This is a genomic window from Dermacoccus sp. SAI-028 (assembly GCF_004346775.1).
Lineage (GTDB): Bacteria > Actinomycetota > Actinomycetes > Actinomycetales > Dermatophilaceae > Dermacoccus > Dermacoccus nishinomiyaensis.
This window is the reverse complement of record NZ_SMFS01000001.1, coordinates 945350-960736: the sequence shown is the minus strand read 5'-3', so window position 1 is coordinate 960736 and position 15387 is coordinate 945350. Positions and strand designations below refer to the sequence as shown.

The following is a 15387-nucleotide window of genomic DNA, read 5'->3' as shown; positions in this document are numbered from 1 at the left end:
GACACGATCGCCCCCGTGACCACTCGCCGCAGGGGCGTCGGGTCTCGGGGGCGTCGTCAGGTGACGTCGTCAGGCGTGGATCAGTTGTCCTCGTCGTCGAGCTTGATGTTCGACGTCTGCTGCACCTGCATGAGGAACTCGACGTTGCTCTTCGTCTTCTTGAGACGGTCGATGAGCAGTTCGACGGCCTGCTGCTGGTCGAGGGCAGCGAGCACGCGACGCAGCTTCCACATGATCTTGAGCTCTTCGCCCGACAGCAGGATCTCCTCGCGACGCGTCGACGAGTTGTTGACGTCGACGGCCGGGAAGATGCGGCGGTTCGCGAGCTGACGGTCGAGCTTGAGCTCCATGTTGCCGGTGCCCTTGAACTCCTCGAAGATGACCTCGTCCATCTTCGAACCCGTCTCGACGAGAGCCGTCGCGAGGATCGTCAACGAGCCGCCGTTCTCGATGTTGCGCGCCGCACCGAAGAACTTCTTCGGCGGGTACAGCGCGGCCGAGTCGACACCACCGGACAGGATGCGACCGCTCGCCGGGGCGGCGAGGTTGTAGGCACGCCCGAGCTTCGTGATCGAGTCGAGCAGCACGACGACGTCGTGGCCCATCTCGACGAGGCGCTTGGCACGCTCGATGGCGAGCTCCGCGACCGTCGTGTGGTCCGTCGCCGGACGGTCGAAGGTGGAGGCGATGACCTCACCCTTGACCGCGCGCTGCATGTCGGTGACTTCTTCGGGACGCTCGTCGACGAGGACGACCATGAGGTGGCACTCGGGGTTGTTCGTCGTGATCGCGTTGGCGATCGACTGCATGACCATCGTCTTGCCCGCCTTCGCCGGGGCGACGATGAGGCCACGCTGGCCCTTGCCGACGGGCGAGACGAGGTCGATCATGCGAGTCGTCAGCACGTTCGGGGTCGTCTCGAGACGCAGGCGCTCCTGCGGGTACAGCGGCGTCAGCTTGCCGAACTCGACACGCTTCTTCGCCTGCTCCACCGTCATGCCGTTGACGGAGTCGAGACGCACGAGCGCGTTGAACTTCTGACGCGCCGGCAACTGCTCACCCTCGCGCAGCGCACGCACCGCGCCGGTGACGGCGTCACCCTTGCGCAGCCCGTTCTTCTTCACGATGTTCATCGGGACGTAGACGTCCGTCGGGCCGGCGAGGTAACCGGTCGTGCGCACGAACGCGTAGTTGTCGAGGACGTCGACGATGCCCGCGACGGGAATGAGGACGTCGTCCTCGCGCACCTCGGGAGCGTCGTCGTCGTAGTCGCGGTTGCGCCCGCGACGGTTGTTGCCGCGCTCGCCCCGGTCGCGGTCGCGGTCGCGGCCGCGCTGACGGCGACGACGGCCACCGCGCTCGTCGTCATCGTTGTTGTGGTTGCGCTCGTTGTTGCGCTCGCGACGGTTGGAGCCGCCGTTGCCGCTGTTGTTGCCGGAGTCGCGGTTGTCGCGCTTGTCGCGGCCGTTCTCGCCCGAGGCGCTGTCGCTGTTGTCGCGACGCTCGCGGCGAGCGCCGCCGTCGGAGTTCTTGTCACCGGAGGGCTCGTTCGAGCCGTTCTCGCGGCGCTGACGACGCTCGTCGCGTTCGCCGTCACGACGGCCACGGCTCTCGCCGTTCGAGGCGTCGTCCTTGGCGTCGACGTTCTTGCCATCGACGGTCTTGCCGTCGGCGTCGTTCTCGGAGCCGGTGTCCTGCGCGGCACCTTCACGCTGAGCGTCGCCCTGGTCGGAACCTGAGTTCTCGGAGGCGCGCTTGCGCTCCTCGCCACCGCGGCGGCCACGACGGGTGCGCTGCTCGCGCGGCTGCTCCTGTTCGTCGTGCGTGGAACGCTCACCCTCGCGGGAGGCAGCGTCGCCTTCGCGAGCGCCGGCGTCACGAGTGGCGCGGCCGGGCTCGTCATCCTGCGGCGCCGGAGCGTCGCCCTGCTCACGGCGGGGCGCCTCGGTGGCAGACGGCGCAGCCTCGGCCTGCTCGCTCGTGGCGCGACGGGCCGTCGGAGCGGTCGAGGTGACGCCCGCGGCCTTGGCGCGGCTGCCGCCGACACCGTTGGCCTCGGCGCGCGCGGCGCGGATCGCCGTCACGAGGTCGACCTTGCGCATCTTGGAGATGCCGGGAATGCCCATGCTCTGCGCGAGCTGCTTGAGTTCGTCGAGACGCATCACGGAGAGCGCTCCGCGCGGGCTGCTCTGGGCCGGGGCGGGCGCAGACGGTTGTTCTGACACGAAGGTTCCTTCCCCCTCGTTCGGCCCGCGACGAAGAGCGCGGGCGGGATGAAGTTCAGGGGCCGTTCAGATCAGACCCCTGGTTCCCGCCGTCGGAATGACAGCACAGACGGGAACAGCGCACCTGGAAGCGAATGATGACCTGCAGCGAGGCTGAGGCGAGAACGGTGACCCAGAGGTCACGGGCCTGGCGCGACGACAGCGTCGCGTCGTGTGGCATGGTCGAACTCGAGCACCACCCGGGTGCACCAAAACGGTACACCCCGGCGGCGGATCAGCGCGACATGGGGGTGATTCCGCGCGTCGGAACGCTCAGTTCGAGCACCTCGCCGCCCCGAGCGACATCGTGCACCGCCCTCAGGGCGAAACGTGATGCCAGCGCAAGCACCGTCGGACCCGCGCCCGAGATGACGGCGGGGACGCCCGCGTCACGCAGCGCGTCGACGAGCGCCATCGAATCCGGGTAGGCCGAACGGCGCTGCTCCTGGTGCAGGGCATCGAGCGTCGCGGGCATGAGTAGCGACGGCTCGGTGGTGATCGCGTGAGCCAGCAGCGCTGCACGACCCGAATTGCGCGCCGCCACGGCGAGCGGGACGCTCTCGGGCAACGCGGCGCGAGCCGTCGCCGTCGACAGGCGCTGCGCCGGGACGATGACGACGGGCACGACATCGGGGTGCGGGCGCAGGACGGCGGTGTGCCAGTCGCGCGGCGCGTCGGGGCCCTCGAGCACGTCGGCCCAGCTCACCGTCACGCTGCCGTAGACGGAGGCCGACGCGTTGTCGGGGTGGCCCTCGATGCTCGAGGCGACGTCATTGACGAACGCGAGCGTCGCGGCGTCGTCGAGATCGTGCCCGGCGAGCGCCGTCGCGAGCGCGACGCCCGCGACGATCGCCGTCGCCGAACTGCCCAGGCCGCGCGAGTGCGGCACGGCGCCTGTGTACCTCAGCTCCAGCCCTGCGGGCGGCGCGACGTCGAGCGCTTCCCATGCCGCCCCCATCGAGCGCACGACAAGGTGCGAGCCGTCGAGCGGCACCTCACCCGCGCCGCTGCCGCGCGCGTCGACGACGAGGCCGCCGTCCGTCACCTCGGCGCGCGCGTCGTCCCAGACGTCGAGGGCCATGCCGATCGAGTCGAAACCCGGCCCGAGGTTCGCCGTGCTCGCGGGCACGCGAACGTGCGCCGTCGACCCGACCTGAGGCGTGCGGCTCGGCCGGAGGCGGGAGGCGCTGAGCGAACGGGCCATCGTCAGGCGTCGAGGCCGAGCGCGCGCGCCACGGAGTAGGCGTCGGCGGAGACGCGCTCGGGCTGGATGTCGTCGCCGTCGGCGCCTCGCAGGGCCCACTGCGGATCCTTCAGGCCGTGCCCGGTGACGGTGCAGACGATCGTCGCGCCCGCGGGCACGCGGTCCGCGTCGCTCATCTTGAGCAACCCGGCGATCGAGGCGGCCGACGCCGGTTCGACGAAGATGCCCTCCTCGCTCGACAGGATGCGGTGCGCGGCGAGGATCTCGTCGTCACTGACGGCGTCGATGACGCCGCCCGAGTCGTCGCGGGCCTGCTCGGCCTGCTTCCACGATGCGGGGTTGCCGATGCGGATGGCCGTTGCGATCGTCTCCGGCTCGTCGAACGGGTGGCCCGCGACGAGCGGCGCGGCGCCCTCGGCCTGGAAGCCCCACATCGCCGGGGTCTTCGTCGCGACGGCGGCGAGCTCGCGGCCGTCGGCGGTCGTGAACGGCGCCGCGTACTCGCGGTAGCCCTTCCAATAACCCGTGATGTTGCCGGCGTTGCCGACGGGCAGGACATGGATGTCGGGCGCGTCGCCGAGCGCGTCGACGATCTCGAAGCTGGCCGTCTTCTGGCCCTCGATGCGGGCCGGGTTGACGGAGTTGACGAGCTCTACGGGGTAGCTCTCGGCCAGCTTGCGCGCGACGTCGAGGCAGTTGTCGAAGTTGCCGTCGACCTGCAGCAGCTGCGCGCCGTGCGCGATGGCCTGGCTGAGCTTGCCCATCGCGATCTTGCCGTCGGGCACGAGGACGGCGCACGTCATGCCGGCCTTCGTCGCGTAGGCCGCGGCGGAGGCGGACGTGTTGCCCGTCGAGGCACAGATGACGGCCTTCGCGCCGTTCTTCGCGGCCATCGACATCGCCGTCGTCATGCCGCGGTCCTTGAACGAACCGGTCGGGTTGAGGCCCTCGTACTTGACGAACACGCGCGTACCGACCCGCTCGCTCAGCTTCTCCGCCGGGATGAGCGGAGTGCCGCCCTCCCCGAGCGTGACGACGGGAGCACCGTCGAGCATCGGAAGTCGTTCGGCGTACTCGGTGATGACGCCGCGCCACAGGTGAGCCATGTCAGTTTCCTTCTGCGCGAAGCACGGACGAGACGCAGTCGACGTCCGCGAGCTTCTTGATCGAGTCGACCGTGGCCGCGAGCGCGGCCTCCGGCGCCTGGTGGGTCATGAAGGTGAGGGAGGCGAGGCCATCCTCGGAGCGGCGCACGCCCTGGCGCATGCTCTCGATGGAGACGCCGTGCTCGCCGAACGCGCTCGTCACGCGCCCGAGGACGCCCGGTTCGTCGGCGACCTCGACGCGAACGACGTAACGCGTCAGGGATTCGCCGATCGGCAGGATCGGCAGGTCGGCGTAGGCCGATTCCCCCGAGCCGCGCCCGCCGGTGACGCGGTGGTGCGCGGCCTGGACGATGTCGCCGAGGACGGCTGACGCCGTCGGGTCGCCGCCCGCCCCGCGGCCGTAGAACATCAGCTCCCCGGCGAGCTTCGTCTCGACGAAGACCGCGTTGAATGCTTCATGCACGCTCGCGAGCGGGTGCGAGCGCGACAGCAGGACGGGGTGGACGCGGACGTTGACGCCCGCTCCCCCGTCTGCCTCGCCGCGTTCGACCTTCTCGGCGATCGCGAGCAGCTTGATGACGCAGCCCGCGCGGCGCGCGGCGGTGATGTCCTCCGCCGTGATGTTCATGATGCCCTCGACGTGCACGTCACTCGTGCGCACGCGCGTGTGGAACGCGAGGGAGGCGAGGATGGCGGCCTTCGCCTGCGCGTCGTAGCCCTCGACGTCGGCCGTCGGGTCGGCCTCGGCGTAACCGAGCTCCTGCGCCTCGGCGAGCACGTCCTCCAGGTCGGCGCCGGTGCGGTGCATCTTGTCGAGGATGAAGTTCGTCGTGCCGTTGACGATGCCGAGCACCTTCGTCACCCCATCGCCCGCGAGCGACTCGCGCAACGGACGGATGAGCGGGATGGCGCCCGCGACGGCGGCCTCGTAGGACAGGTCGACGCCGTGATCCATCGCGAGCTGGTACAGCTCCGGGCCATCGCTGCCGAGCAGGGCCTTGTTGGCCGTGACGACGCTCGAGCCGTTGCTCAGGGCGCGCGTGATGAGGCTCTTGGCGGGCTCGTCACCACCCATGAGCTCGACGACGATGTCGGCACCGTCGACGAGCGCCTGCGCGTCCGTCGTGAAGGCGTCGGCCGGCAGGCCCGTCTCCGAGCGGTCCTTGCGCGTGTCGCGCACCGCGACGCCGACGATCTGCAGCGGCGCACCGATACGGGCCTCGAAATCGGCGGCGTTCTGGGTCAGCTCGCGGGCGACGGACGTGCCGACGACGCCGCTGCCGAGCAGCGCGATCGTGATCGGCTCGCGCGGGGTCGTCGAGTCGGACGGCATGGCGAATGCGGTGGTGGTCATGTCATTCCCCTTCGAGGGCGAGCAGGTCGTCGATCGTCTCGCGGCGCAGCAGCACGCGAGCGTCGCCGTCCGCGACCGCGATGACGGGTGGGCGCGGGACGTGGTTGTACTGCGAGGCCAGCGCACGACAGTAGGCGCCGGTCGCGGCGACGACGACGAGGTCGCCGTCACGGGTGTCGGACGGGAAGTCGATGTCGCGCACGACGACGTCGCCGCTCTCACAGTGCTTGCCGACGACGCGGGTCGGCGTCAGCTCGTCGCTGCCGCCGCGGTTCGCGAGCGCCGCGTGATAGTCGGCCTGGTAGAGCGCGGGGCGCGCGTTGTCGCTCATGCCACCGTCGACGCTGACGTACGTGCGCACGAGGTCGTCGCTCGCCTGAACGAGCTTCACCGTGCCGACGCGGTAGAGCGTCACGCCGCCGGGGCCGACGATGCTGCGGCCCGGCTCGATCGAGACGCGCGGCACCGGGACGTCGGCGTTCTGGCACGCCTCGCGCACGATGTTGGCGAGCTGCGTCGCCATCTCGGCGGGGTCGAGCGGTGCGTCGCTGGGCAGGTAGGCGATGCCGAAACCGCCGCCGAGGTCGAGCTCCGGCAGTTCGACGCCGTGCTCCTTCGCGACCTGCAACTGCAGGGCGATGAGGCGCGTCGCGGCCTCCTTGAAGCCGGCGGACTCGAAGATCTGGCTGCCGATGTGGCTGTGGAAGCCGAGCAGGTGAAGCTCCGGGCGGGCGAGGACGCGGGCGACGGCGTCACCGATCTGGCCGTCGGCGGCGGAGAAACCGAACTTCTGGTCCTCGTGCGCCGTCGCGATGAACTCGTGAGTGTGCGCTTCGACGCCGAGCTTGACGCGGATCATGACAGGCGCCGTGATGTGGTGGCGCGCAGCGGCGTCGGCGACGCGGTCGATCTCCTCGAACGAGTCGACGACGATGCGCCCGACGCCGTACGCGAGGGCGTCGTCGATCTCGGCGACGCCCTTGTTGTTGCCGTGCATGCCGATGTTCTCGCCCGGCACGCCCGCCTTCTTCGCGATCGCGAGCTCACCCCCCGAGCAGACGTCGAGGCGCAGCCCCTCCTCGGTGACCCACTGCGCGACGTGCGACGACAGGAACGCCTTGCCCGCGTAGTACACGTCCGCCTGGGTGCCGATGGCCGCGAACGCACGCGCGAACGCCTCACGGTAGGCACGGGCGCGGCTGCGGACGTCGGCCTCGTCGATGACGTACGCCGGCGTGCCGAAGCGTTCGGCGATCTCGTCGAGGCCGATGCCGGCGATCTCGACGACGCCGTCATCACGGCGGCGCGCGGTGCGCGGCCACACGATCTGCTCGAGGGCGCCCGTGGGGGCGGCCGACCTGACGCTCACGTGGTCTCCTTGCTGCCTTCTCGCGAGGGGGACGGCGCTGCGCCGAAACGGCCCGGCAGCCCCCGCTGCGCGCGGATCGGACCCGCAGCGATCGCACGCCCACCGCCGCCGGCCGCATCGAGGATCGACGCGTTCAGTACGGCACGGGCGCTGCGACGCAGGCAGCGTCCAGGGTTTCTCGCACGATGCTACGGGCCGCGCTCAGCGCGGGCACATCCGTCCGCGTGACGGGCGCAGCCTCGACGTGACGCAGCATCGCCACCGCCAGATCGTCGATCGCGAGCAACGCAGGACGGGTGCGGCCGGTGCGCGCCGCGTCGTGAAACGCCCGGGAGGTGAGGAGAACAGCCACCCGCAACGGTGCGGGGGTGACGTGGTCCCCACCGTCCGGCGAACGAAAGAGAGCGGCAGAACCGCCGACGGCGAGGTCGTCGCGGGCCGGGGTGTCGGCGCCGTCTCCGTAGGCCAGGGGCTCTACGTCGAAGGTGTCGGCGTCAAGGGCGCCGCTGTCGAGCAGTCCGGTCGCGGCCTCGAGCCGTAACATCGCGGCTGCCTGAGCACGGCGGGCACGAGCGAGGGGGTTCGCGTCGCGGCGGCTCGACAGGTCGTCGAGGCGCTGCCCCAACGTCAGCGGTGGCGTCTTGGACGCACTGAGCAGCGACGCCCACACGAGCGCGTCGAGGCCGACGTCCTGTGCGACGGCGTCCCAGGTGAGGCTCTGGCCGAAGGAGCGCAGCGGCGGGCGGGCGCGGCGGACGTCTGCGGCCGCGCCGGCGATGATGCCCGTCTCGGCCCCGCAGCGACCGAGCCACCCGTCCGACGACAGGTCGACCTCGACGTTTCCGCCAGAGGGTCGAGCCACAGCCGATAGCCCCAGGTGCGCGGTGATGAGTGCGGCGATCCGCTGAGCCCTGCCCAAGTCATCTCGATCGGTGGCGGAGCGCTCACGCGACGCCGCGACACGCGGCGCAGGGGTGACGACCCGCCCGTCGGCATCCACGGAAAAAAAGACAGACACCCCGACGTCGCGATCCAGCGCTACCCAAGGATCTGCCGACATCACCGGGCCAGGGTATGCCACGCCGGCTTGATCGCAGGCCGCGACAACGCCCCCTGCAGGACCCGCCCTCCTCGCTACGCTCGTCGTCCTCCCGAATCCTTCGAGCTTGATACAAGACGAACGGAGGCCCGATCCGGCCGCGCTTCGCGCGGCCGGATCGGGCCTCCGTTCGTCTTGTGCCCCCTGCAGGATTCGAACCTGCGCTCCCGCCTCCGGAGGGCGGTGCTCTATCCCCTGAGCTAAGGGGGCATGCGCTCCAGGAGCGCGAGACGAAACCTTACCAGCAGTTCCCGGCGACGGCGGGCATCATCACGCGCGCGGGCGCGCCTGGTCAGCCCGGACGACCGACGCCGACTCGGCCCGCGACGCTCCGGCCAACGCGCGCGCGTCGAAGCGCTGCGTCGCGTCCGCGACCTCGCCGACGAGTTCCTCGAGCACGTCCTCGAGGAACACGACACCGCTCGTGCGCCCGTCGTCACCGACGACGCGCGCGAGGTGCGCGCCCGAGTTCTGCATCGTGACGAGCACGTCCTCGACCTCGTCCCCGGGACGCACCGTCGCGAGCAGCCGGATGCGGCGCGGCGGAACAGGCTCGGTGTACGCCTCGTCCTGCGCGTATAGCACGTCCTTGAGGTGGATGTAACCGCGCAGCTCCCCCGACGTCGTCATGACCGGGAAGCGCGAGAACCCGTGCTTGGCGACCATCGCGTCGACATCGGCGGGCGTCGCGCCCAACGAGAGCGTGACGAGCGAGTCGAGCGGCACGGCCACGTCGCTCGCGACCTTGTCGGTGAACTCGAGGGCCTCACGCACGCGGCGCTCCTGCCCCGACTCGAGCAGACCCTCTCGGTGCGACTCCTCGACGATCATCTCGACCTCCTCGGTCGAGAACGTCGAGGCCGCCTCGTCCTGCGGTTCGATGCCCATGCGTCGCACGATGGCCTTGCTGACGTTCTCGAGCACCGTGACGAGCGGGCGGATCGCCTTCGTCACCCACAGCAGTGCGGGCGCGAGCAGCAACGCTGCCCGGTCGGGCCCGGCGATGGCGAGGTTCTTCGGCACCATCTCACCGAGCACGACGTGGAAGTACGCGACGATGAGCAGCGCGAGCAGCAGGCTGACGACGTGCGTCAGCCCGTCCGGCATGCCCGTCGCCTCGAGGGGGCCGGCGATGAGGTGGTGCACCGCGTCCTCGGCGACGGCACCCAGCAGCACCGAGCAGACCGTGATGCCGAGCTGCGCGCAGGCGAGCAGCGAGGCGACGTTCTCGAGGGCCTCCAACGCCGCAGAGGCGCGCTTCGAGCCCTCCGCGGCCATCGGTTCGAGCTGCGAGCGCCGCGCTGCCATGACGGCGAACTCGGCGCCCACGAAGAACGCGTTGCCGAGCAGCAGCAGGAGCGAGATCCAGAGCATCATCGGGCCTCACCGGCCCGGGTTGCGCCGCCGATGACATCGTCCATCGACTGCCCCTGCACCGCCGGGGTGAACCGGACGCGGTTGACGCGCCGGCCGTCCATCGACACGACGCGCAGGCGCCATCCCGGCAGCATGAGTTCGTCCCCGACCTCGGGAATGCGGCCGACCTGTTGCATGACGTAACCACCGAGCGTCTCGTAGGCGCGATCGTCGGGCACGGGCGCGCCGATGCGATCGACGACCTCGTCGGGGCGCCACAGCCCGGGCACCGTCCAGGACCCGTCGGGCAGGTGACGGCTCGCGTCGTGCAGCTTGTCGTGCTCGTCGCTGACCTCACCGACGATCTCTTCGATGACGTCCTCGAGCGACACCAGGCCCGAGGTTCCGGAGTACTCATCGATGACGATGGCGAGCTGCAGCCCCGCGCCACGCAGGAGCACGAGCAGCGGTTCGAGCGTGATCGTCTCGGGCACGAAAGTCGGCTTGACCATGAGAGCGGTGACGGGCACATCGCCGCGGCGTTCGACGGGCACGGCGATGGCCTTCTTGACGTGGACGACACCGTGGACGTCGTCCCAGTCCTCCCCCAGCACCGGGAAGCGCGAGTGGCCCGTCGACCTCGCTAGCCGGACGACGTCATCCGCCGTCGCGTCGCGATCGACGGCCTCGCAGCGCACGCGCGGGCTCATGACGTCGGACGCGGTGCGCTCACCGAAGTTGAGCGAGCGCGTCAGCAGGTGCGCGGTGCCCTCCTCGATCGTGCCGGCCTCGGCGCTGCGACGCACCATGGAGCTCAGCTCCTGCGGCGTGCGGGCGGCGGACAGTTCCTCCTGCGGTTCGATGCCCATGGAGCGCAGCAGCAGGTTCGCCGATCCGTTGAGCACGACGATGAGCGGCTTGAAGAGGGCGGCGAACACCTGTACGGGCCGCGCGACGATCTTGGCGACGCGAAGAGGCGCGGAGATACCAAGGAACTGCGGGACGAGTTCACCGAAGATCATCGAGAAGGCGGAGGCGAGAACCATCGCGAGGACGGTCGAGGTCGCCGAGGCCGCGCCGCCGGTGACGCCGATGGCCGCCAACGGGGTGCGCAGCAACGCACCGACGCTGGGTTCGACGATGAAGCCGAGGATCAGCGTCGTGAGGGTGATGCCGACCTGCGCGGCCGACAGCTGCGTCGACAGCCCGCGCAGCGAGGCGAGGACGGGGCGGGCGCGTTCGTCGCCGTCGTCGATGGCGCGCTGGACGGAGTGACGATCCAGCGCGACGAGAGAGAACTCGGTGGCGACGAACAGTGCCGTTCCGAGCGTGAGGACAACTCCGAGGAGGATCAATATCCACTGCGTCATGACGCAGTGAAATTACCACGGGCGCAGCCGTTCACCGGGCTCGTTCCACCTCCCGGGCTGGCCTCGACCGGCGAGGCCCGCGCAGTCTCGCGCCGGGGTGGGCCACCTCACCACCGACCGCCTCTCGCGGCGGCGGCGCGGGAGCGATAGGGTGGCAACGTATGCCGTGTACCACACGGCAGTGGAGTGGTTCACCTCGCTCCTGCCTGACACGGCCACGCGCCGCGTCATGGCGGGGGCAACGGGACGCCTCCCGCACGTGTACGTGAATCGACGCGAATGAAAGAGGCGCATCTGCGTGTCATCCCAGTCCCCCAGCTCTGAGCACGACGACTTCGGCGCGAACGAGTGGCTCGTCGAGGAACTCTTCGAGCAGTACAGCAAGGACAAGAACTCCGTGGATGCCGCATGGCAGGAGTTCTTCGCGACCTATCAGCCGGGCTCGTCGAACTCCTCGGCGCCGGCCTCCACGTCCACGTCGGGCTCGGGCGCGAAGGCCGCTCCCCGAACCGAGAAGCCGATGGCCGCCGAGGCACCGCGCGACCAGCAGGAGGCGCCTGCACAGCAGGCCGCCGAGCCGACGCGCACCGCCGAGAGCGAGCCGCAGAAGCTCGACCCGAAGCAGGCCGAGGGCCACACACCGCTGCCGACGCCGCGCGACCAGGGCGACGGCGCCCTCGGTGACGTGCCGGCGGCGGACGACAAGGACACCCCGCTCAAGGGCATCGCCGCCAAGATCGTGCAGAACATGGAGGCCTCGATCGAGGTCCCGACCGCGACGTCGGTCCGCGCCGTCCCTGCGAAGGCGCTGATCGACAACCGCATCGTCATCAACTCGAACCTCGCCCGCGGCCGCGGCGGCAAGGTGAGCTTCACCCACATCATCGGCTACGCCATCATCAAGGCGCTGCGCGTCATGCCGGAGATGAACGCTTCCCTCTCGGTCGACGAGAAGGGCAAGCCCGTCCTGCACCAGCCGGGGCACATCAACTTCGGCCTCGCCATCGACCTGCAGAAGCCCGACGGTTCGCGCACGCTCGTCGTGCCGTCGATCAAGGGCGCCGAGGCGATGACGTTCGCGCAGTTCTGGGCCGCGTACGAAGAGATGGTCAAGAAGGCGCGCAACAACAAGCTGACGCTCGAGGACTACGCGGGCACGACGATCTCGCTGACCAACCCCGGGGGCATCGGCACGGTGCACTCGGTGCCGCGTCTGATGAAGGGCGCGGGCGCCATCATCGGTGTCGGCGCGCTCGACTACCCCGCCGAGTGGCAGGGCGCGAGCGAGGAGACGCTCAACCGTAACGCCGTCAGCAAGATCCTGACGATCACCTCGACCTACGACCACCGCATCATCCAAGGTGCGACGTCCGGGGAGTTCCTGCGTCAGATCCACCAGCTGCTGCTCGGTGAGAACAACTTCTACGACGAGATCTTCGAGTCGCTGCGCATCCCCTACGAGCCGGTGCGCTGGGTGCAGGACATCTCCGCCAACCACGACGACGACATCAACAAGGTCGCGCGCGTGCAGGAGCTCATCCACGCCTACCGCGTGCGCGGTCACCTCATGGCCGACACCGACCCGCTCGAGTACAAGCAGCGTCGTCACCCCGACCTCGACGTCACGAGCCACGGCCTGACGCTGTGGGATCTCGACCGCACGTTCGCCACGGGCGGTTTCGGCGGCGCCAACTTCCTCAAGCTGCGCAAGATCCTCGGCATCCTGCGTGACTCGTACTGCCGCACGGTCGGCGTCGAGTACATGCACATCCAGAACCCCGAGGAGCGGGCCTGGATGCAGAACAAGCTGGAGAAGACGTACTCGAAGCCGACGTCGGACGAGCAGGAGCGCATCCTGCGCAAGCTCAACCAGGCCGAGGCGTTCGAGACGTTCCTGCAGACGAAGTTCGTCGGCCAGAAGCGCTTCAGCCTCGAAGGCGGCGAGTCCGTCATCGCGATCCTCGACCGCATCCTGTCGGAGGCCGCGGACGCCGGCCTCGAAGAGGCCGCGATCGGCATGCCGCACCGTGGCCGTCTCAACGTGCTCGCCAACATCGCGGGCAAGTCGTACGGCCAGATCTTCCGCGAGTTCGAGGGCACCGCCGCTCCCAACTCGGTGCAGGGCTCCGGTGACGTCAAGTACCACCTCGGCACCGAGGGCGAGTTCGTCTCCGATGAGGGCAACCACACGAAGGTCTACCTCGCCGCCAACCCGAGCCACCTCGAGGCCGTCGACCCGGTGCTCGAGGGCATCGCCCGTGCCAAGCAGGACCGCATCAACCTCGCCGGCACGGCGTTCACGGTGCTGCCGATCCTGCTCCACGGCGACGCCGCGTTCGCGGGCCAGGGCATCGTCGCCGAGACGTTGAACCTGTCGCAGCTGCGCGGCTACCGAACCGGCGGCACGATCCACGTCGTCATCAACAACCAGGTCGGCTTCACGACCGCGCCGAGCTCGTCGCGTTCATCGACGTACTCGACGGACGTCGCGCGCATGGTGCAGGCGCCGATCTTCCACGTCAACGGTGACGACCCGGAGGCCTGCGTCCGCGTCGCGGAACTCGCGTTCGAGTACCGCCAGACGTTCAACAAGGACGTCGTCATCGACATGGTGTGCTACCGCCGCCGCGGTCACAACGAGGGCGACGACCCGTCGATGACGCAGCCGCTCATGTACAAGCTGATCGAGGCGAAGAAGTCCGTGCGTCGCCTGTACGCCGAGGCCCTCGTCGGCCGCGGCGACATGGACCAGGAGCGTGCCGACGAACTGCTCAAGGACTACCAGCAGCAGCTCGAGCGCGTCTTCGTCGAGACGAAGGAGGCGACGAAGAAGGCCGCTGCCGACAGCGCCGCGCAGAGCGCTTCGTCCGATTCCAGCCAGGGCACCGACGCCGAGGGCCACGGCGGCCTCGAGCGCCCGTCCGCTCAGCTCGAGGACGACGCGAAGAGCGCCTACTCCTCGGGCCGTTCCTCCGCGATCACCGAGGCCGCTCTCGAGCGCATCGGCGCGGTGTGGACGAACCCGCCGGAGGGCTTCACGCTGCACCCGAAGCTCAAGCAGCTGCTCGAGCGTCGCACGGCGATGGTCAAGGACGGCGGCATCGACTGGGCCATGGGCGAGCTCATCGCGTTCGGTTCGCTACTCATGGACGGCACGCCGGTGCGTCTGTCCGGTCAGGACACCCGACGCGGCACGTTCGTGCAGCGTCACGCCGTCCTCATCGACAAGGCGAACGGCAACGAGTGGACGCCGCTGCGTTACCTCACGGATGACCAGGCGTGGCTGTGGATCTACGACTCGCTGCTCAGCGAGTACGCCGCGATGGGCTTCGAGTATGGCTACTCGGTCGAGCGTCCCGACGCGCTCGTGCTGTGGGAGGCGCAGTTCGGTGACTTCGTCGACGGTGCGCAGACCATCATCGACGAATTCATCTCGAGCTCGGAGCAGAAGTGGGCGCAGCGCAGCTCCGTCGTGCTGCTGCTGCCGCACGGCTACGAGGGTCAGGGTCCGGACCACAGCTCGGCGCGCATCGAGCGCTTCCTCCAGCTGTTCGCCGAGGACAACATGACGATCGCTTACCCGTCGACGCCGGCGTCGTACTTCCACCTGCTGCGTCGCCAGGCGCACGCGCGACCGCGCAAGCCGCTCATCGTCTTCACACCGAAGCAGCTGCTGCGCGTGAAGGCCGCGACGAGCTCGCCGGCCGACTTCACCTCGGGCCAGTTCGAGCCGGTGCTGAAGGACCAGAAGCAGCTCGACGATTCGAAGGTCGAGCGGGTGCTGCTCGCCTCGAGCCGCGTGGTCTACGACCTCGAGGCGGAGCGTGAGAAGCGCGGTGACGACACGACCGCCATCGTGCGTGTCGAGCAGCTCGCGCCGATCCCGGCCAAGGAGATCGCCGAGGCGGTCTCGGCGTACCCGAACGCCGAGATCGTGTGGGTGCAGGACGAGCCGAAGAACCAGGGCGCCTGGCCGTTCATGTACTTCAACCTGCCCGACCTGCTCGAGAGCCACGGCGAGACGCGACGTCTGCGCGTCGTGTCGCGTCCGGCGTCCGCGTCGCCCGCGACCGGCAACAGCAAGCGTCACGCCGCGCAGAACGCGGAGCTCATGGAGCAGGCGTTCGCGCGCTGAGGTTCACGTGAGCAGCCGTTGATGGTGCGTTCCTGATGAAGCGGTGCCCTCCCCCACGCGGGGTGGGCACCGCTTCGTCGTGGGCTCGCGACGCCTGCGGGGTGGGCACCGAGCTGACGGACGATAAGCT

The 15387-nt window shown here is 69.6% G+C and carries 9 protein-coding genes and 1 tRNA gene; 1 reads left to right on the top strand and 9 read right to left on the bottom strand.

What is annotated here, in order from left to right; all coding sequences use genetic code 11:
- Positions 1-80 precede the first annotated feature (80 nt).
- The 9 genes from rho to EDC82_RS04445 form a co-directional block, all read right to left on the bottom strand.
- Entirely contained in the window at positions 81-2162 is a 2082-nt protein-coding gene (gene rho, locus EDC82_RS04485; protein WP_235006275.1) for a transcription termination factor Rho, read from the bottom strand.
- Positions 2163-2499: 337 nt separating this feature from the next.
- Positions 2500-3393: a homoserine kinase gene (locus EDC82_RS04480; protein ID WP_235006111.1), complete on the bottom strand. Its 894-nt coding sequence runs from the start codon at positions 3391-3393 to the stop codon at positions 2500-2502.
- Between the two features lie 77 nt (positions 3394-3470).
- Complete coding sequence (thrC, locus tag EDC82_RS04475; RefSeq protein WP_131940717.1) at positions 3471-4574, bottom strand: threonine synthase; 1104 nt, start codon at positions 4572-4574, stop codon at positions 3471-3473.
- Between the two features lies 1 nt (position 4575).
- On the bottom strand, positions 4576-5928 hold the full coding sequence (locus tag EDC82_RS04470) for a homoserine dehydrogenase (protein ID WP_131940715.1): 1353 nt from the start codon (positions 5926-5928) through the stop codon (positions 4576-4578).
- Position 5929: 1 nt separating this feature from the next.
- Positions 5930-7297, bottom strand: a complete 1368-nt coding sequence (gene lysA, locus EDC82_RS04465; protein WP_062257145.1) for a diaminopimelate decarboxylase — start codon at positions 7295-7297, stop codon at positions 5930-5932.
- A gap of 133 nt (positions 7298-7430) precedes the next feature.
- Positions 7431-8159: a hypothetical protein gene (locus EDC82_RS04460; RefSeq protein WP_131940713.1), complete on the bottom strand. Its 729-nt coding sequence runs from the start codon at positions 8157-8159 to the stop codon at positions 7431-7433.
- A 375-nt stretch (positions 8160-8534) separates the two neighbouring features.
- Positions 8535-8606 (bottom strand) — tRNA-Arg (locus EDC82_RS04455).
- 60 nt (positions 8607-8666) lie between these two features.
- On the bottom strand, positions 8667-9773 hold the full coding sequence (locus tag EDC82_RS04450; protein ID WP_006945979.1) for a hemolysin family protein: 1107 nt from the start codon (positions 9771-9773) through the stop codon (positions 8667-8669).
- On the bottom strand, positions 9770-11122 hold the full coding sequence (locus EDC82_RS04445) for a hemolysin family protein (RefSeq protein WP_006946029.1): 1353 nt from the start codon (positions 11120-11122) through the stop codon (positions 9770-9772). The genes EDC82_RS04450 and EDC82_RS04445 overlap by 4 nt, the downstream gene beginning before the upstream one ends.
- A 298-nt stretch (positions 11123-11420) precedes the next feature.
- On the opposite strand from EDC82_RS04445, the gene EDC82_RS04440 reads away from it, so the two are divergent.
- The gene (locus tag EDC82_RS04440) at positions 11421-15257 is read left to right on the top strand and encodes a multifunctional oxoglutarate decarboxylase/oxoglutarate dehydrogenase thiamine pyrophosphate-binding subunit/dihydrolipoyllysine-residue succinyltransferase subunit (RefSeq protein WP_131940711.1); all 3837 of its coding nucleotides are present in this window, start codon (positions 11421-11423) and stop codon (positions 15255-15257) included.
- Positions 15258-15387: the final 130 nt, after the last annotated feature.

Bases quoted from the DNA above. Each gene is read 5' to 3' on its own strand.
- rho (WP_235006275.1), bottom strand. From the start codon at position 2,162: ATGCGTCTCGACGAACTCAAGCAGCTCGCGCAGAGCATGGGCATTCCC.
- thrC (WP_131940717.1), bottom strand. From the start codon at position 4,574: ATGGCTCACCTGTGGCGCGGCGTCATCACCGAGTACGCCGAACGACTT.
- EDC82_RS04470 (WP_131940715.1), bottom strand. From the start codon at position 5,928: ATGACCACCACCGCATTCGCCATGCCGTCCGACTCGACGACCCCGCGC.
- EDC82_RS04450 (WP_006945979.1), bottom strand. From the start codon at position 9,773: ATGATGCTCTGGATCTCGCTCCTGCTGCTGCTCGGCAACGCGTTCTTC.
- EDC82_RS04445 (WP_006946029.1), bottom strand. From the start codon at position 11,122: ATGACGCAGTGGATATTGATCCTCCTCGGAGTTGTCCTCACGCTCGGA.